Origin of the sequence: Mesorhizobium sp. M8A.F.Ca.ET.165.01.1.1, from assembly GCF_004792065.1 — a bacterium.
Lineage (GTDB): Bacteria > Pseudomonadota > Alphaproteobacteria > Rhizobiales > Rhizobiaceae > Mesorhizobium.
Genome location: NZ_SRTH01000006.1, coordinates 115,195 through 132,844, shown reverse-complemented (window position 1 = coordinate 132,844; position 17,650 = coordinate 115,195). Strand labels below are relative to the sequence as shown.

General features: G+C 65.7%; 15 protein-coding genes and 1 pseudogene. 10 read left to right on the top strand and 6 right to left on the bottom strand.

The genetic code is table 11. The features are described from left to right. Positions 1–52: 52 nt before the first annotated feature. The 8 genes and pseudogenes from EN808_RS18540 to EN808_RS18505 all read left to right on the top strand — a co-directional run bounded on the left by EN808_RS18540 (position 53) and on the right by EN808_RS18505 (position 9,255). Positions 53–2,472 (top strand): annotated as a pseudogene (locus EN808_RS18540) (glucan 1,4-alpha-glucosidase). Positions 2,473–2,521: 49 nt separating this feature from the next. Further along, positions 2,522–3,538: a phosphogluconate dehydrogenase (NAD(+)-dependent, decarboxylating) gene (gene gnd / locus EN808_RS18535; protein WP_127277935.1), complete on the top strand. Its 1,017-nt coding sequence runs from the start codon at positions 2,522–2,524 to the stop codon at positions 3,536–3,538. 22 nt (positions 3,539–3,560) lie between these two features. After that, entirely contained in the window at positions 3,561–4,937 is a 1,377-nt protein-coding gene (zwf, locus tag EN808_RS18530) for a glucose-6-phosphate dehydrogenase (RefSeq protein ID WP_135916585.1), read from the top strand. A 14-nt stretch (positions 4,938–4,951) separates the two neighbouring features. Next, a complete protein-coding gene (locus EN808_RS18525; RefSeq protein ID WP_127872908.1) occupies positions 4,952–5,656 on the top strand; it encodes an ROK family protein in 705 nt (234 codons plus the stop codon). A 206-nt stretch (positions 5,657–5,862) separates the two neighbouring features. After that, positions 5,863–6,327, top strand: a complete 465-nt coding sequence (locus EN808_RS18520; RefSeq protein ID WP_127277932.1) for a MucR family transcriptional regulator — start codon at positions 5,863–5,865, stop codon at positions 6,325–6,327. A gap of 126 nt (positions 6,328–6,453) precedes the next feature. Next, the gene (locus tag EN808_RS18515) at positions 6,454–7,554 is read left to right on the top strand and encodes an aminotransferase class I/II-fold pyridoxal phosphate-dependent enzyme (protein ID WP_135916584.1); all 1,101 of its coding nucleotides are present in this window, start codon (positions 6,454–6,456) and stop codon (positions 7,552–7,554) included. 159 nt (positions 7,555–7,713) lie between these two features. Further along, positions 7,714–8,952 (top strand): MFS transporter, encoded by a 1,239-nt coding sequence (locus EN808_RS18510; RefSeq protein WP_127872852.1) that lies wholly within the window; start codon positions 7,714–7,716, stop codon positions 8,950–8,952. 72 nt (positions 8,953–9,024) lie between these two features. Further along, complete coding sequence (locus tag EN808_RS18505) at positions 9,025–9,255, top strand: hypothetical protein (RefSeq protein ID WP_127277929.1); 231 nt, start codon at positions 9,025–9,027, stop codon at positions 9,253–9,255. Here EN808_RS18505 and EN808_RS18500 read toward each other — a convergent pair. The 6 genes from EN808_RS18500 to hemC form a co-directional block, all read right to left on the bottom strand. Beyond that, positions 9,213–10,025, bottom strand: coding sequence for a glutamine amidotransferase (locus EN808_RS18500; protein WP_245525096.1), 813 nt, complete (start codon positions 10,023–10,025; stop codon positions 9,213–9,215). The genes EN808_RS18505 and EN808_RS18500 overlap by 43 nt on opposite strands. A gap of 17 nt (positions 10,026–10,042) precedes the next feature. Further along, the gene (locus tag EN808_RS18495; RefSeq protein WP_127277927.1) at positions 10,043–10,522 is read right to left on the bottom strand and encodes a TerB family tellurite resistance protein; all 480 of its coding nucleotides are present in this window, start codon (positions 10,520–10,522) and stop codon (positions 10,043–10,045) included. A 53-nt stretch (positions 10,523–10,575) separates the two neighbouring features. Beyond that, positions 10,576–12,171: a heme biosynthesis protein HemY gene (locus tag EN808_RS18490; RefSeq protein WP_135916583.1), complete on the bottom strand. Its 1,596-nt coding sequence runs from the start codon at positions 12,169–12,171 to the stop codon at positions 10,576–10,578. A gap of 10 nt (positions 12,172–12,181) precedes the next feature. Next, the gene (locus tag EN808_RS18485) at positions 12,182–13,660 is read right to left on the bottom strand and encodes a mitofilin family membrane protein (RefSeq protein WP_135916582.1); all 1,479 of its coding nucleotides are present in this window, start codon (positions 13,658–13,660) and stop codon (positions 12,182–12,184) included. 111 nt (positions 13,661–13,771) lie between these two features. After that, a complete protein-coding gene (locus EN808_RS18480; RefSeq protein WP_135916581.1) occupies positions 13,772–14,488 on the bottom strand; it encodes a uroporphyrinogen-III synthase in 717 nt (238 codons plus the stop codon). Between the two features lie 2 nt (positions 14,489–14,490). Continuing rightward, a complete protein-coding gene (gene hemC / locus EN808_RS18475) occupies positions 14,491–15,429 on the bottom strand; it encodes a hydroxymethylbilane synthase (protein WP_135916580.1) in 939 nt (312 codons plus the stop codon). A gap of 103 nt (positions 15,430–15,532) precedes the next feature. On the opposite strand from hemC, the gene tsaD reads away from it, so the two are divergent. Both tsaD and EN808_RS18465 read left to right on the top strand, forming a co-directional pair. Next, positions 15,533–16,618, top strand: coding sequence for a tRNA (adenosine(37)-N6)-threonylcarbamoyltransferase complex transferase subunit TsaD (tsaD, locus tag EN808_RS18470; protein ID WP_189343598.1), 1,086 nt, complete (start codon positions 15,533–15,535; stop codon positions 16,616–16,618). Continuing rightward, on the top strand, positions 16,615–17,637 hold the full coding sequence (locus EN808_RS18465; protein ID WP_127872846.1) for an NAD(P)H-dependent glycerol-3-phosphate dehydrogenase: 1,023 nt from the start codon (positions 16,615–16,617) through the stop codon (positions 17,635–17,637). The genes tsaD and EN808_RS18465 overlap by 4 nt, the downstream gene beginning before the upstream one ends. Positions 17,638–17,650: the final 13 nt, after the last annotated feature.

Below are 17,650 nucleotides of genomic sequence, written 5' to 3'. Positions count from 1 at the left end.
TGAAATGGTTTCGGTTGATGGCTAGGCAGGCGGGCCAGGAGACCGAACAAGCATGGCAGTGACGCCGACTGTGCCGACGGGCGCACCGGGAATTCCCGCGCGCTGGACCTCTAGCGCCAAGAGCGGCGTCGGCTCGGCGCTTTCGCCGTCCAGTCGCGTCTGGTTCACCATCAGCCACGGCATCCTGAACGAAGTGTATTATCCGCGCGTCGACAGCGCCTGCACGCGCGACCTCGGCCTGATCGTCACCGGCAAGGATGGATATTTCTCCGAGGAGAAGCGCGATGCCGCGCACGGCATCGAGCCGTTCGGAGATGGCGTGCCCGCCTACAGGCTGGTCAACACGGCTGATGACGGCGCCTACCGGACCGAGAAGCGCATCGTGGCCGATCCGGCTCGTCCGACGTTGCTGCAGGAGATCACCTTCAGCCCGCTCAAGGGCTCCGCGGCCGACTACCGCGTCTACGCGCTTCTGGCGCCGCATCTGGTCAATGCCGGCATGGGCAACACCGCCTGGGTCGGCGAGCACCGGGGAAAGCCTGTCCTGTTTGCCTCGGGGCGCGGCACCTGCCTGGCGCTGGCCTCGTCGCTGCCCTGGCGGGACTGTTCGACCGGCTATGTCGGCTTCTCCGACGGCTGGCAGCAATTGAACCACACCGGCAAGCTTGATCCGGCTTGCCGGCGCGCCGAGGACGGCAATGTCGCGCTGACCGGCGAGATCGGCTTCACCGCCACGAAGACAAAAGCCGTGCTGGCGCTGGGTTTTGGCGCGACACCGGACGAGGCCGCCGAAAACGCCTTCGCCAGCCTGAAGCGTGGTTTTGAGCCGGCAGCGAGATCCTATGTCGAAAGATGGCACGAATGGCAGGCGGGGCTGCTGCCGCTGGACCGGACGCCCGGAGTGCCCGGGGTGAACAGCTACCGCGTCTCCACCGCGGTGCTGGCAACCCACCGGTCATTGGCCAAGCCGGGCGCGGCGGTGGCCAGCCTATCGATCCCGTGGGGATTCAACAAAGGCGATGATGATCTCGGCGGCTACCATCTGGTCTGGCCGCGCGACCTGGTCGAAACGGCGGGCGGCTTCCTCGCCGCCGGCGATGCCGCCTCGGCCCTTCGGATCCTGGAATACCTCCGCTCCATCCAGCAGCCTGACGGCCATTGGCCGCAGAATGCCTGCTCGACGGATCGGCCTATTGGCCGGGCATCCAGATGGACGAATGCGCCTTTCCCTTGCTGCTGGCAGACGCCCTGCATCGCGCCGGCCATTTGCCGCAGGCGCGACTGAAGGCCTTCCTGCCCATGATCGAGCGCGGCGCTTCCTATGTCGTGCGCAACGGCCCTGTCACCGGCGAGGACCGCTGGGAAGAAGACGCCGGCTATAGCCCGTTCACCCTGGCCGTCGAGATCGCTGCACTGCTCGCCGGCGCGGACCTGCTCGACGCCTGCGGCCGGACGGCGGAGGCGGCCTATCTGCGCGAGACCGCGGACTGCTGGAACGATCAGGTCGAGCGCTGGACCTATGTCACCGGTACCGCCACCTGCAAGGTGGCCAGCGTCGCCGGCTACTACGTCCGCATCGCGCCGCCCGACAGCGCCGATGCCGGCTCGCCGAAGGACGGCTATGTGCCCATCAAGAACCGCCCGCCCGGCGACACGGAACGACCGGCCGAAGAAATCGTCAGCCCCGACGCCCTGGCGCTGGTGCGCTTTGGCCTGAGAGCCGCCGACGATCCGCGCATCGTCGATACAGTGAAGGCGATCGATGCGCAGTTGCGCTGCGAGCTGCCGCAAGGGCCGCTCTGGTACCGCTATAACAGTGACGGCTATGGCGAACACGAGGATGGCGCGCCCTTCGACGGCACCGGCCAGGGCCGGCCGTGGCCGTTGCTCGCCGGCGAACGGGCGCATTATGAGCTGGCGGCCGGCCGCAAGGACGAGGCGGCCAGCCTGCTCGATGCGCTGGAACGGTCGGCCGGACCCGGCGGCCTGCTGCCGGAACAGGTCTGGGATGGCGCCGATATTCCGGAGCGCGAGCTGCTGCATGGCAAACCATCGGGCAGCGCCATGCCGCTGGTCTGGGCGCACTCCGAGCATATCAAGCTGCTGCGTTCGCTGCGCGACGGCGCCGTCTTCGACATGCCGCCGCAAGGCGTGAAGCGCTACATCGAGAACAAGACCATATCGCCGTTCAGGCCATGGCGCTTCAACAACAAGATCCGCACGCTGCCGGCCGGCAAGGCGCTGCGTATTGAATTGATGGCAGCAGCCACTGTCCACTGGAGCACCGACGATTGGGCAACCGCGCATGACAGCCAGACGGTGGAAAACGCGTTCGGCATCCACCTTGTCGATCTGCCCACGGCCGGCCTCCCCGAGGGAAACACGCTCGTCTTCACTTTTTTCTGGCCCGGCACCGGCGATTGGGAGAATGTCGACTTCTCTGTCATATCTGGCGGGCAGGATAGCCAGTAGACCCTTCTCCAGGGATACCCGAGACTCTTCAGCAAACAGGGACGAAACCATGCAGATCGGAATGATGGGACTGGGCCGGATGGGCGCCAACATGGTGCGGCGTCTGATGCGCGACGACCACGAATGCGTCGTCTACGACATCAACCCGGCCAGCGTCGCGGCGCTGGTGAGCGACGGCGCGTCTGGAGCGGCCTCGATGGCGGAATTCGTCGGCAAGCTCACCAAGCCGCGCTGCGTGTGGCTGATGCTGCCGGCGGCGATCACCGGCAAGATCATCGACCAGGTCTCGGCGCTGATGGAGCCTGGCGACATCGTCATCGACGGCGGCAATTCCTATTATCACGACGCCGTCGACCAGGCCGCGAAACTCGCCACCAAGGGCATCCACCTTGTCGATGTCGGCACCAGCGGCGGTGTCTGGGGGCTGGAGCGTGGCTACTGCCTGATGATCGGCGGCCCCGACGTGGCGGTGCAGCATCTCGATTCGGTCTTTGCCACGCTGGCGCCTGGCGCCGATGCCGGCGCACCCACGCCGGACAAGACCGTCGGCACCGCACCCTTCGGTTACTTGCATTGCGGACCGAGTGGCGCCGGCCACTTCGTCAAGATGGTGCACAACGGCATCGAATATGGCGTCATGGCCGCCTATGCCGAAGGCATGAACATCCTGAAGTCGGCCAATGCGGGCAAGCGGCAACGAACGGCGGACGCCGAGACCAGCCCGTTGGAAAACCCGCAATACTACCAGTTCGACATCGATCTTCCGCAGGTGGCCGAGGTGTGGCGGCATGGCAGCGTCATCGGCTCCTGGCTGCTCGATCTCACCGCCGGCGCGTTGAAGAGCGATCCAGGCCTGGCGCAATTCGGCGGCCGGGTTTCGGATTCCGGCGAGGGACGCTGGACGCTGAAGGCGGCGATCGACACCGGCGTGCCGGCGCCGGTCCTGTCCTCGGCCCTGTTCGACCGCTTCTCCTCGCAAGGCGAATCCGAATTCGCCGACAAGCTGTTGTCCGCCATGCGCTATGCCTTCGGCGGCCACATCGAAAAGCCGAAGGGCGGCAAGTGACGGCGACAGGGGAGACGCAGGCATGAGCCAGGAACGGTCCGACACGCTGGTGCTCTTCGGAGCGACCGGCGACCTCGCCCACAAGAAGATATTTCCAGCCCTCCACCAGATGGTCGCCAAGGGCACGCTCACCGAACCGGTGATCGGCGTCGCCTTCGACGCCTGGGATTTGAAGCAATTGCAGGACCGTGCCCGCGACGGCATCGTCAACGCGCTCGGCACGATCGACGAGAAGGTGTTCGCCAAGCTGGCGTCGCTGCTGCGCTATGTCAGCGGCGACTACCGCGATCCGGCCACTTTCGAGAAGCTGAAGACCGCACTCGGCAGCGCCCAGCGGCCGCTGCACTACATGGCGGTGCCGCCGACCATGTTCGAGACCGTCGTGCAAGGCCTGGAGCAATCCGGCACCGCGCACGGCGCCCGGCTGATGGTCGAAAAGCCCTTCGGCCACGATCTGCAGTCGGCCCGCTGGCTGAACCGTGTGCTGCATTTGGTGTTCGACGAACAGTCGATCTTCCGCATCGACCACTATCTCGGCAAGGAAGCGATCCAGAACCTGCTCTATTTCCGCTTCGCCAACGCTTTGCTCGAGCCGATCTGGAACCGCAATTACGTCGAGAGCGTCCAGATCACCATGGCCGAGGATTTCGGCGTCGAAGGGCGGGGGCGGTTCTACGACGATGTCGGCGCTATCCGCGACGTCATCGAGAACCATCTGCTCAACATCCTGCTGCTCTTGGCCATGGAGCCGCCGGTCGGCCGCTCGGCAGACGATTTGATCGACGAGAAGGTGCAGGTGCTGCGCGCCATCCGCACCCTGACCAGGGACGATGTCGTGCGCGGCCAGTTCACCGGCTATCTGGCCGAACCCGGCGTGAGGCCGAACTCGCCGGTCGAGACCTTCGCCGCGGTGCGCTTCTTCGTCGACACCTGGCGCTGGCAGGACGTGCCGTTCTTCATCCGCGCCGGCAAGAACATGCCCGTGCATGTCACCGAGGTGGTGGTGCGGCTGAAGCGGCCGCCACTCGACGTCTTCGACCCGATCAAGCCCGCCGACCAGAATTATGTCCGTTTCCGCATCGACCCGCAGGTGATGATCGCCATCGGCGCCCAGCGCAAGGCGCCCGGCGACGACATGATCGGCGAGCAGGTGGAACTGACCGCGCTCGACGACTCGAAGGGCGACATGCCGCCCTATGAACGGCTGATCGGCGACGCCATGAACGGCAATGGCCAGCTCTTCACCCGTCAGGACGCGGCGGAACTGGCCTGGCGCATCGTCGGCCCGGTGCTCGGCGACACCACGCCGCCACATCTTTACGAGCCGAAGACATGGGGACCGGCGGACGCCATGGCCGGCTTCGGGCCGCCCAATGGCTGGATCGATCCGGTGGCATGAACGGAGGGGACAAGATGGCCAAGGCGGTGAAGCAGGCTGCGTCGGACACCGGGCAGGTTGTCCTTTCGGTCGACATTGGCGGCTCGCGCGTCAAGATCCTGACCAGCGACGGCGGCACCGAGCGCCGGACGGATTCCGGACCGGACCTGACGCCACGGCAAATGATCGACAAGGTGAAAAAGCTCGCCGAGGGCCTGTCCTATGACGTTATCTCCATGGGCTATCCAGGCCCGGTGCGCCACAACAAACCGGTGCTTGACCCCATGAATCTCGGCAAGGGCTGGGCCGGCTTCGATTTCGCCGCGGAGTTCGGCAAGCCGGTCAAGGTGGTCAATGATGCGCTGATGCAGGCCATCGGCAGCTATGAGGGCGGGCGCATGCTGTTCCTCGGTCTCGGAACCGGCCTCGGCGCGGCGATGGTCTTCGACAATGTCGGTCAGCCGATGGAACTCGCCCATCTTCCCTACCGAAAAGGCCGGAGTTTCGAGGATTATGTCGGCGAACGCGGCCTGGAAAAACGCGGCAAGAAGAAGTGGCGCGGCTATGTCTTCGACGTCGTCAACCGGCTACGAGCCGCCCTGCAGCCAGACTATGTCGTCATCGGCGGCGGCAATGTCGACAAGCTCGACGAATTGCCCGCCCACTCCAGACGCGGTGACAACACACGCGCCTTCGAAGGCGGATTTCGTCTATGGCGCGACAAGGCGCTGATCGTCTGAGAGTATTACAGTTTAGTATAGTCGTTCAAAATGACGTGTGATGCCGCGCCGATAGATTGCATTGTGCAGATTTGCCGACTAGGAAGTCAGCCCCACTACATCGCGTCGCGCGCGACGCACAATGACGACGCACTTTAATTTTGCGCATCATCCTTTTTGAAAACGGCCCCATTTTCGAGGTCATGCGCCATGGATGGAGAAATAGATTGACCGACGAAGACAGCCACGCCAGCAAGACCCTCGACCTTCTCGAACTGACCGCCCATATCGTATCGGCTTATGTCGAGAAGAATCGCCTGCCTGCGTCCGGCCTTCCCGAGCTGATCGCCAGCGTCAGCGCCTCGATCAGCGGGCTCGGTCAGCCGGTCGCTCCGGTGGCGGCACCGCTGGTCCCGGCCGTCAACCCGAAGAAGTCGGTGACGCCGGATTTCATCATCTGCCTCGAGGACGGCAAGAAATTCAAATCGCTGAAGCGTCACCTCGGCGTGCATTTCGGCCTGACGCCGGATGCCTACCGCGCCAAATGGGGCTTGCCGTCTGACTATCCGATGGTTGCTCCCAACTATGCGGCTTCGCGCTCCGAACTGGCGAAGTCGATCGGCCTCGGCCGCAAGGCCGTCGCCCCGGCGCCCGTCAAGGGCAAAGGCCGGAAGGCCAAGGTTTCGGCCTGAGCAATTCAGTCCTGAGCCAATATTTAGGACGACTGGAACGGAAGCCTGCCGGCGAAAATCGCCTTGGCAGGCTTCATGTTTTTGTGGCTTGGATGAACCGGACAGGTGCTTTGAGGGGGAACTGCCATGAACTACACCAGGATGGTGATCGAGAAAGAAGCACCGGAGGAATACGGCTACGATCGTATCCGCTACAATCTTTCCGAAAGTTCGATCGCCGACCAGAAGCTCTCCGACATCGGCCTGTCGCTGCCCGACCTGACGCTTTTCTATGGCGAGCATCGTGGCGACAAGGACTTGCGCGCCCTGGTCGCGGCGCAGGATGCCGGCATCTCGCCCGATGATGTGCTGGTCACCGCCGGCGCCGCCGGCGCGCTGTTCATCATCTCGACATCGCTTCTGTCGGCCAGCGATCATCTCGTCGTCATCAGGCCCAACTACGCCACCAACATCGAAACGCCGCGGGCGATCGGCTGCGCCATCAGCTTCGTCGACCTCGCCTTCGACGAAGGCTTCGCCATTGATGTCGAGCGCGTCAGGGCGGCGATGCGGCCGAACACCAGGCTGATCAGCGTCACTTGCCCGCACAACCCGACCGGCACCATGATGAGCCGTGCCGAATTGGACGCACTGGTCGCGCTCGCCGAAGCCAGCGACTGCCATCTGCTGGTCGATGAGACCTATCGCGACCTCTCCTATGGACGGCGCCTGCCCTCGGCGGCCTCGCTGAGCAACAAGGCGATCAGCGTCTCGTCACTGTCGAAAGCCTTCGGCATTCCCGGCATCCGCATCGGCTGGCTGGTCACCAGGGATGCTGCCCTCCAGGAAAAATTCCTCGCCGCCAAGGAGCAGATCGGCATCTGCGGCAGCGTCATCGACGAAGGCATCGCGCGCGGCATGCTGGCGCGCCGGGACGCGTTTCTGGGAAAGCTGCTGCCCGAAATGGCCGGGCGCCGCGATATCGTCCAGGCATGGATCGACCGCGAACCTTTAGTCGACTGGGTGCGCCCCGAGGGCGGAGTGGTCGGCTTCCCGCGCCTCAATGTCGAGCCCGGCTTCGACCTCGACCGGTTCTATGTCGGGCTGCTGGAAGACCACGGCACCTATGTCGGACCCGGCCATTGGTTCGAGATGGAAAAGCGCTTCTTCCGCGTCGGCTTCGGCTGGCCGACGGAGGCCGAGTTGAAAGGCGGATTGGACGCGATTTCGGCCGCGCTGCGGCAGTAACTTCCGCGTGGGCTGGACGGTGCGGACCGAAAGTCCCTTGATCCAGGTCTGAATTTGAAGCATATCCGCCCCGAACTTTTATCCAGTTCCATTGGTCGAACAGCGCCCATCCGGGAAGTGCCCCGCGAGCCGATGCCCACCGCAACGGGGCCTCTTTCCATGATACCAGAACAAACTTTGCCGGAGCAGCGTTACGCCGCGTTCCGGCACAAAGCCTTCCTCAGCTATTGGACGGCGCGCTTTCTCACCACCTTCGCGACCATGATCGTTTCCGTCGCCGTCGGCTGGCAGGTCTATGACCTGACGCGCGATCCGTTCGACCTCGGCATTGTCGGCATCGTCCAGTTCCTGCCATCGCTGCTTCTGGTGCTGGTGACAGGTGTCGTCGCCGACCGCTTCGGCCGCCGGCTGATCATGACCCTGGCGACATTGGTCGAAGGCGCCTGCGCGCTGGCTCTGCTGTTTCTGACCCTGCGCGGCCTTACGACCCCGCTGCCGATCTTCGCCGTACTGGTCATGTTCGGCATTGCCCGAGCCTTCTATGGGCCGGCTTCGTCCTCGCTGTTCGCCAATCTCGTGCCGCAGCGGGATTTCGCCAACGCCATCGCCTGGAACTCCTCCGCCTGGCAGACGGCGACGATTGTCGGCCCTGTCGCAGGGGGCTTGCTCTATGGCGTGTCGGCGGAGGTGGCCTATGCCACGGCGGCAGTCCTGATGCTCGCTGCCGCGTTGCTCATCTTCACCATCCCCAAGCCCGCGCAACAGACGGCCACGGACAAGCCGACAATGGAGACGCTGTTTGCCGGCTTCCGCTACATCTGGAGCGAGAAGATCGTGCTCGGCGCCATCTCGCTCGACCTCTTTGCCGTGCTTCTGTCCGGCGCCTCGGCACTGCTGCCGGTCTATGCCCGCGATATTCTGCAACTCGGCCCCTGGGGCCTCGGCCTGCTGCGCTCGGCGCCGGGCATCGGTGCCATTTGCGTCGCCATCTGGCTTGCCGGCCATCCGATCCGCGATCATGCCGGCAAGATCATGCTGAGCTTCGTCGCGGCGTTCGGCGCCTGCACAGTGCTGTTCGGCCTGTCGACCCTCACCTGGCTGTCGATAGCGGCACTTGCCCTGCTCGGCGCCACCGACATGTTCAGCGTTTACATCAGGGAAACGCTGATCCAGCTGTGGACGCCCGACGCGGTGCGCGGCCGCGTCAACGCCGTCAACCAGGTCTTCGTCGGCGCCTCCAACGAGGTCGGCGAATTCCGCGCCGGCACCATGGCGGCACTGATCGGCACGGTTCCGGCGGTGGTGATCGGCGGCGTCGGCGCCGTCGCGGTTGCCGGCCTGTGGGCCTATCTGTTCCCGGCGCTGCGCAAGGTGAGGCACCTCAAGGGACGAAACTGAAGGCTTCATCGGTATCGGCGGGGCCGCGAATCTGTGCTAAGCCGCCGCCCAATCAACGAAAGGACGACAGCTGTGAGCGAACCGACCGTGGCCGAGGCGACCGAAAATATCTATGCGTCGCTCCGGGCGGACAATGCCGACATCGACGCGCATATCGCGACGCTTAAGGCGGCGCTGACACGCGAGGGGATAAAACAGGCGGTCTTCGATCCTGCCAAATTGGCGCAGAACAACCGCTCGGGCCGCAAGTTGATGCAGGCTTACTTTCGGCAGCGCGGCGTGAGCGTGAGGTTTTCGGAGTAGTTTCCACACTCCGAAAACCGATGGTCGGCCACATTGGCGGCCACTGGTCTGCCCTGACGCGCCGCCGGCCCGCCAAAAATCATCCGCAAGAACTCGTCGAGCCAGCGCTTCAGGTGCATGTCCCAGATCAGCCGGCCGCCGAGATGGTCGCGGCCGGGCTGGGCGCCGGGTAGCTCGAAACGATGGGCGCCGCGCACCACCCAGCGCTGCATCATCACCCTGGTGAGTTCGCCATGGAACTGGATGCCCCAGGCATTGTCGCGATAGCGGAAGGCCTGGTTGGGATAGGTCTCGTTCGTGGCCAGCAGCGTCGCGTCGCTCGGCAGCGAAAAGCCCTCGCGGTGGAACTGGTAGACCATTTCGGGCCAGTGCATCAGCTTCCTGCCGGCCTCGGTCCCCTTCAGCGGATACCAGCCGATCTCCACCAGCCCTTCGCCGTGGCCCTCGACCTTGCCGCCGAGATGATTGGCCAGCATCTGCGCGCCCAGGCAGATGCCGAGCAACGGCCGGTTTTCCCTGAGCGGGACTTCCAGCCAGTTGGTTTCGCGGCGGACGAACTCGTCCTCGTCATTGGCGCTCATTGGCCCGCCGAACACCACCGCGCCGGCATGGCCATCCAGCGTTTCCGGCAAGGCGTCACCGAGCGGCGGGCGGCGAATGTCGAGATCGAAGCCTTCTTCCAGGAGCATGTGGCCGACGCGTCCGGGGCTCGAATTCTCCTGATGCAGCACGATCAGGATCTTGGGCTTCGGGCTCGTTGCGCGCTGCATCGTTGGGCGAAATCCGTCTATTCGTCGCTTGACGTCCCGCGCGCGCCTGGCGCATGCGCCGCGGCCTGGCGGCGCGCCTCGACCCGGTCGTGGCGCTCGACGCCGATCAGCTCGGCAACGCGCCACACCGTATTGTCCTCGAGCTCATGCAGCTCGCCATCGGCATAGACGATCTCCCACATCAGGCCGATGAAGGCCTTGCGCCCCTCCGCGTCGAGATGGCGCTTGAGCACGCTGGTGAAGGCATAGAGGTCGATCGCCTCGTTGTCGGCGCGCTCGCCGGCGGCGACGAGCGCTTCGAGTTCGGCACCACTGATCGAATAGCTCTGCGCCAGCACCGCCTTGAAGCGCTCCCACTCGACATCCTGGCGCACGCCATCGGCATTCATCACATGGTAGAGCAGCGCCGAAGCCGCGACGCGCGGATCGTCCGCGCTGGTGTGGCTGGCCGAGCCGGCCGGCAAATCCCTGAGAAACGACAGAACGCGCTCGAACATCAATTCATTCCCAAACGGCCCGATGGCCAGGTCAAATCACCCGATGGCCAAAATCAAAACAGCCGGAACCGGCGTGGCGACTTTTCCGCCTCGTCGTCCGGATCGACGCCTGGATCGTCCGGCAGGCGCGCCAGTTCTTCCGCCGGCCCGACGGCCTCGGCATCGGCCGGCACCGCGGCAAAGGCGGCGGCCGTGACCGGGGTGACATGATCCTCGCGGCTTTCGGCGTCCTTGCCCGTTGCCTCGTTGCCCGGGGCGGCATGATCGATCACCTCGACCGGCTTTTCAGGCCTGCCCGTCGCCTCGATGGCTACCACCGGGGCATCCGGCTCAACATCGCGACTGTCGATCAGTTGGCCAAGGCGTTCCATCGGCGCGCGCCATTCGAAGGCGTCGAGCCGCCCGGTGACCGGCGAGACCGGCGCCCAGCGCTCGGAGACGATGCCGTCGGCGACCCAGGCCGGATCGCGCGGCGCCCGAACCGCCTTGGAGAGCAGCTGCCGTACTTTGCCCTGGTCGCCGGTCTCGGCCTCCTCAATGTCGGCCAGGAGCAGATAGGCGCCCTCGCGGCGGTCCATGCGGATCGCGGCTTCGGCCTCGCGGCGGGCGGTCGACAAATCCTGCGCGTCGAGCGCCGCACGCGCCACCGTCATCGACGATTCGGTGTGGTTCTTCTTCATCTCCTGCAGCTTCTTTGCCCGGTTGAGCCGATCAAGCACGGCGTCGCCAGGCCTAGCATGGGTGTAAAGCTCGGCAATTTCGGGATGCGGCTCGGCCTTCCATGCGGTCTCGAGGATCTTCGAGCCCTTGCGCACGTCGTTCTGTTTGAACAGCGCGGCGGCGGCGGCAACGGCGGCAGGCGCGAAGTCGGGGGCGAGTCTGTTGGCCTCGATCGCCGCTGTCCTGGCAGCCGCGGGATCGCTGTCGGCGAGCGATTGCGCCTTGGCGGTCAACAGCACGGCGCGGCGGCGGTTGGCAGCGTCGCGCTCGATCTGCCGCGTCGACTTCTGCGCCTCGACCAGTTTCAGCGCACCGTCCCAATCGCCGCGCGCGGTCAGCTCCTCCAGCGTCGATTCGGCCGCCCATGCCAGTTGCGGCGCCACTGCGGCGGCGCGGCCGGCATAGTGCCGGGCGGCGTTGCGATCGCCCAGGCGCTCGGCTTCCAGATAAAGCCCGCGCAGGCCAAGCAGCCGCATTTCCGGATCGTCGAGCATGCTCTCGAATTTTTGCCGCGCACCTTCATGGTCGCCTTCGAGCAGCGATGCCTGCGCTTCGAGCAGATGGATCAGCGGCTCCTGGTCGGAGCGGATCAGCTTGGCCGCTTCCTTGGTCTTCTTGCGGGCCAGCGCCCCATCGCCGGCGCCGGCGGCGATCATGCCGGTCGACAGCGCCTGATAGCCACGGTCGCGGCGGCGTACGCGAAAATAGCGCGAAATTGTGTAGGGGCTGTTCCACAGCGACTTGATCAGCCACCAGACGATCATCACCGCCGCGACGACGGCGACGACGGCCACCGCCGCCACCATCAGGCTGACCTGGTACTGATAGCCGTTGAAGGTGACGACCATGTCGCCCGGCCGGTCGGCCAGCCAGGCAAAGCCCAGCCCGAGCGCGAAGACGACGATGAGGAAGGCGAGCAGGCGGATCATCGTGTTGCCCTCATGCCTTCATCGCGCCGGAGATCAGCGCGTCGACCTGGGTTTCGACCTCGATGCGCGCCTTCAGTTTGCCGGCAAAGTCGGCGCCCGCGGCCTTCGCGGCTTCCGGCAGCGTGTCATATTCGCTGAGCGCCTTGGCGTAGTCACCCTGAGTGACCGCAACCTCCATGCGCGCCACGATTTCCGGCGCACCTTTACCTTCGACGGCCCCGATCGGCCGGATCTTGACCAGTGACTCGGCGCTCGACATCAAATTCTGCAGGAAGCCGGCATTCTGGTCGACCGGCGTGGCGGCGGCGACCATGGCATTGGCGGCGACGTCCATCTGCGAGGCGATCTCGGTGCGGGTCGGCACGCCCTTTTCGGCATAGGCACGCAAGGTCGCAAGCTGCGGCGCATCAGGCGAGATCGCGGCCAGTGTATCGAGTTCGGCCGAAAACGGCGCGCCACGGTCGAGCGCGGCCTTGAGCGCGGAAGCCGCGATGGCGATCGCGATCTTCGGCTGCGACGCCTGTGCGTCGACCTTCCCGGAAAGCTGCGACACCGATTGCTCGAGCGCGGCAAGCCGGCCTTCCTGCGCCTTCGCCGCCTCGCCCGTCGACTTCACCAGCGCATCGAGACCGGCCATTTTTTCGTTGAGTGGGCCGAGATCGACGGGCGCCGCGCTGCCGGCCTTGCCGAGAGCGGCGACGGCCGTTTCGATCTGCTTGACCTTGTCGCCAAGTGCGGCGAGCCCGGCATTGTCGCCGGCGCCGCCCTTTTCGACCGCCGATTTCAGCGCCGCGACATCGCTCTTGACCTGGTCGAGCGCCGACGACAGGCCGTCGACCTTGGCCGATGCACCATTGTTGTTGCCGGCTTCCCTCATGTCTGCGATTTCGCTCTTCAACGAGGCGATCTCGCCATTGACGCCGTCGAGCGGGGCACCGGGAGCGGAACCCGGCGCGCCGAGCAGGCCGGCAAATTGCAGGCCACCGGCGCCGACCAGCGCGATGACACCGCCGATGATGCCGGCGGCGATGCCGTTGAGGCCGCCCCGCTTCGGCTGCGCTGCCATCGGCTCGCTCCTTGAGCCGGTTTTTCCGGCAGCCGCTTTGGCCTCGCCGGTCTTTGTGCTTGCGTCCTCGAAGCTGTAGTCGAACGCCCTGGCCTGGTTGGGAGGTGTATCCGAACCGGGATAAGGCATTTCCGGCTCGGCGGCTTCGGCCTCGGCATGCGGCGGCGCCTCTGTGCCGGACCGCCCGGCGGCGTCGTCGCCATGCTCCCAGGGTTCGAGATCCGCCTGATCGGCATGCACCGGCTCTTCCGGGAGCTCTGGTCGCGAGGCGTTCGCGGATTCCTCGGCCCTCGCCTCGTCGGTCTGGACGGTAACCTTGGCGGCATCCTCGTCGACGATGCGTGAGACAGCGCCCGGATCGAGGTCGATGGTCACCGGCTCGCGGCGGCTTTTCGAGTGTCGCATCTTCGGCGTCTTGACCATGCATGGGCTCCGCAAAATTCGCTTCGTCTCAACGCGCGGCGGCGCGTGATGGTTCTAAAAAGGGTCTAGCACATCACCAAGCGGTGAAAAGGGGCGGTGTGATGACGCGGGTCAGGGCCGTGCCCGCAAAAGTGCCAGCAGCGCCTCCTCGTCGGGCCGTGCGGCGACACGGATTGCTTTGCCGGCGCTGTCGCCGAAGGCGGCGGCGATGCGCGCGGAAAGGACAAAAAAACGCGTCTTTTCAAAGGCTTTTTGCAGGGCGGGTCGTCTGGCCAGGACCTGCATCGCGGCAGCGGCGTTGGCCGAATAGAGCAGCACCACATCGACGGCTTGGCCTGATAGCAGCGGAAGGATCGCTTCGTCCGAATAGCTCACCGCAAGCGTGTCATAAGTCTCTACGGCATGGACCTGGACATACGCTGCTTCCAGCTTCTGTTCGAAGGCAGCAAACCGCACGCGCCCACAGAGATAGACGATCGTTTTGCCGGAAAAGGCGGTCGCCATGCCGTCGGCCAGCGCCTCGGCATCGCCAGGCCCCTCGCTGACCGACAGAAAACCGACTTTGCGCGCGGCCTCGGCGGTCCTCTTGCCGACAGCATGACAAGGCAGCCTGGAAAGCGCCGCTACCAGATCTCCAGAGGCATGGCGCACGGCATTGGCGCTGGTGATGGCGACGGCTGCGACATCGTCCGGAACCGCCTTGGCATCGACCGGCAGTGCCGTCGTCTCCGTCAATGGCAGGAGAAGAGGCTCAAAACCCATTTCTTTCAACTTTCGCGCCGTGCGCGATGCACCGGGTTCCGGTCTGGTGACCAGGATGCGAAGCATTTTCAGAGCCAGCCGTCGAAGAACTTTTCGCCGGCGCTGGCGCGAACCGCCCGCGCGGCGTCAGCCCCTATTTCAGCCGCGTCCGTGGCCTCGCCTTCCAACCGGACGTCATGCCACTCCGTGCCGTCGGGCGAGATGATCAGCCCGGCAAAGGACAGTTTCCCGCCCGACACCGTCGCATGGCCGGCGATCGGTGTGCGGCACGAGCCGTCGAGCGTGGCGAGAAACGCGCGTTCGCAGGCCAAGGCATGGCCCGTCGGCACGTGATGGATCGCCGCAAGCATTGTCTCGATATCACGGTCGCCGACGCGCGTTTCGATGCCGATCGCGCCTTGTCCCGGCGCCGGCGGAAAATCCTCCAGCGGCATCAGGTCGGTAATCACGCCTTCGAGCCCGAGCCGCTTCAGCCCGGCATAGGCGAGAATGGTGCCCTCGGCGATGCCTTCATCCAGCTTGCGCAGCCGCGTCTGCACATTGCCGCGGAACATCACCACCTCGAAATCCGGCCGCATCCGGCGGATCAGCGCCTGGCGACGGAGCGATGACGATCCGACCTTGGCGCCATGCGGCAGATCGGCGATCCGCCTGACAGCCTTGCCTATGAAAGCGTCGCGCGCGTCCTCGCGCGGCAGGAAAGTGGAAAGCTCCAATCCGTCCGGAAGCACCGTCGGCATGTCCTTCGACGAATGCACGGCGATGTCTATGCGCCCGTCGAGCAGCGCTTCCTCGATTTCCTTGGTGAACAGGCCCTTGCCGCCGGCCTCCGACAGTGGCCGGTCCTGAACACGGTCGCCGCTGGTCGAGATGGGCACCACTTCAAACGCCTGCTCGGGAAGGCCATGCGCTTTCATCAGCCGCACACGCGTCTCATGCGCCTGGGCAAGCGCCAGCGGGCTGCCGCGCGTTCCGATTTTGCAGGTTCCGATTTTCAAAGTTTGCATGGCGCGCGGTCCGTGATAACCCCCGAGCGAAATCGAGGTCTTGCCGGCCTTTTCCTAATGGGGAATAGCCTCATAAACAATCTCTTGGGATAGCGACGAATTGATCCGCGTTCTGGGCATTGAGACGAGTTGCGACGAGACCGCCGCCAGCGTCGTGGCGCTGGAGGGCGATGCCGCGCCGAAAATCCTGTCCAATGTCGTGCTCTCCCAGATCGAGGAACATGCCGCCTTCGGCGGTGTCGTGCCCGAGATCGCCGCGCGCGCGCATGTCGAGGCGCTGGACGGCATCGTCGAGGCGGCGCTCGCCGATTCGGGCGTGGCGCTGGCCGATATCGACGCGATCGCCGCAACCGCCGGTCCAGGCCTCGTCGGCGGGCTGATCGTCGGCCTGATGACGGCCAAGGCGATCGCCGCTGCGGCGAACAAGCCGCTGATCGCCGTCAACCACCTCGAAGGCCACGCCTTGACGGCGCGGCTGACCGACGGGCTCGAATTCCCCTACCTGCTGCTGCTGGTCTCCGGCGGCCACACGCAGATCCTCGCCGTGCGCGGCGTCGGCGAGTATCAGCGCTGGGCCACCACCATCGACGACGCGCTCGGCGAAGCCTTCGACAAGACCGCCAAGATGCTCGGCCTGCCCTATCCCGGCGGTCCGAATGTCGAGAAGGCGGCGCTATCGGGCAACCCGTCGCGCTTTGCCTTCCCGCGGCCGATGAAGGGCTCGGCGCAGCCCGATTTTTCCTTTTCCGGCTTAAAGACCGCCGTGCGCCAGGCGGCAACCGCGATCGAGCCCCTGAGCGACCAGGATGTCGCCGACATCTGCGCGTCGTTCCAGGCGGCGGTCGCCGATGCATTGGCCGACCGCGTTTCTCGCGCCCTGGCACGCTTTCGCGAGACATTCCCTGGCACGAAAAGCCCGTCGCTGGTCGTCGCCGGCGGCGTCGCCGCCAACCGCGCCATCAAGGCGACGCTGGAACGGCTCTGCGCCGAGGCCGGCTTCACCTTCGTCGCGCCGCCGCTGAAATTGTGCACCGACAATGCCGCGATGATTGCCTGGGCCGGCATCGAGCGGCTGCGCGCAGGCATGGCGCAGGAGAACGGCTTCGATTTCGTGCCGCGCTCGCGCTGGCCCCTGGACAGCGTCTCGACGCCAATGGTCGGCTCCGGTCGGCGCGGAGCCAAGGCATGACAGATCGGGCCACGAAGAGCGCGGGCCGGGGCAAAAGTGGCTGGCGTGTCGCCGTGCTCGGCGGCGGCGCCTGGGGCACGGCGCTGGCGCTGGCCATGCTGCGCGCCGGCCATGCCGTGCGGCTGTTCGCGCGTGACCCTGAAACCGTGGCCTCGATCGGTCGAGGCGAGAACCCACGCTACCTGCCCGGCATCGCCATCGCGCCAGGCATCGAGGCAACGAGTGACATCGAGGCGGCGCTCACTGGCGCCGATTGCGTGCTGGCGGTGACGCCGGCGCAGGCGTTGCGCGCGACTCTGGCGGCCGCGAAGGATCATATGCCGGCCGGCATTCCGCTCGTGCTCTGCGCCAAGGGCATCGAGCGCGACACCGGCGCCTTGCTGTCGGCAATCGCCCTGGAAATCCTGCCGCGAAACCCGGTCGCCGCCTTGTCCGGGCCGAGCTTCGCCAGCGATGTCGCCCGCGGCCTGCCGACGGCGGTCGTGGTGGCCGCCGGCGACGAGGCGCTCGCCGCCGACCTTGCCGCCCGTTTCTCGGCTGAAAACCTGCGCTGCTATTCGAGCGACGACCTGATCGGCGTCGAGATCGGCGGCGCCTTGAAGAACGTCTTCGCCATCGCCGCCGGCGCCGTCACCGGGGCCGGGCTCGGCGCCAGCGCCCAGGCCGCCATGGTCACGCGCGGCTTCGTCGAGCTGCGCCGCATCGGTGCCGCCTTCGGCGCCAGGCCGGAGACCCTGATGGGGCTTTCCGGCCTCGGCGACCTGCTGCTCACCTGCTCGTCCACCCAATCGCGCAATTTCGCTTATGGGCTGGCGCTCGGGCAAGGCAAGGCGCTTTCCGGGCTGCCGCTGGCCGAGGGCGTGCCGACGGCGGCCATCGCCGCCCGCATCGCCGCCGAGCGCAACATCGATGCGCCGATCATCGCCGCCGTGGCCGCCATCCTGGACGGCACCATCACCATCGGCGAGGCCGTGACAGCCTTGATGACCCGGCCGCTGAAGACCGAGACCAACGATTGACGACCATCAGGAG